Source organism: Intrasporangium mesophilum (assembly GCF_054783095.1).
The window spans coordinates 1-750 of the sequence record NZ_BAAGRF010000041.1 but is presented as its reverse complement, the minus strand read 5'-3'; the positions used below and the strand labels follow the sequence as shown (position 1 = coordinate 750).

General features: G+C 71.2%; 1 protein-coding gene. It reads right to left on the bottom strand.

The features are described 5' to 3' along the window. A partial coding sequence (locus ACYVLP_RS23475; protein ID WP_460629707.1) for a fibronectin type III domain-containing protein occupies positions 1-750 on the bottom strand: 750 nt, incomplete at both ends.

Genomic DNA, 750 nt, shown 5'->3' with positions numbered 1-750 from the left:
GGCCCCCGCCGTGGGAGCCGCGCGGTAGGCGGTCGCGAGGTGGTCGGTGGACAGGTTGAGTGTCGCCAACGCGCTCCACCCCGCGGCCCAGCCCGGCGTACCAGTGCCCGACTCGATCCCAGCCGATCCGAACAGGACCTCCCCCGCCGCGGTCGTGGTCGCCGGACCGGAACTGAACGTGGTCCCCGTCCCGGCCGCCGCCGCGCTCACGTCCACACCGGTGACCCCGGCGAGCTCATCGACAGCGGCATACGACTGCGCCGCGGACGGGTAGGTCATCGTGACCGTGGCTCCAGCCGGCAGCACCTTGACCGCCACCGCCACCAGCGTCACGACCCGGTCGCCCCCGGACCCGTCGTTGACGTCACGAACGAGCGCATACGCGTTGCCCACCGAGTCCTTGACCGACACCGACCCAGTCAGGCTGGCCGAGGACAACAACAGCGACACCACCAACGAATGACCCGCCTGGACCCCCGCCGAGCCGACCGTGACCGTGCTCGTGGTCCGAGCCGCCGACGCCGTCACTGACCCGACCCGGCCCACGTAGCCCGCCGACACCGCGACCTGCGGCGTCGCCGACACCTCGTTCGACGGCGGCGACACGCCAACGGCATTCACCGCCGCGACCGTGTAGAAGTACGCCGTCCCGTTGGTCAACACCGTGTCGGTGAAGCTCGTCGCCGACACGCCGCTGGCGATCGGAGTCGCACCCTCAGCACCCGCGCTCGTACCCCGGTACACGTTGTA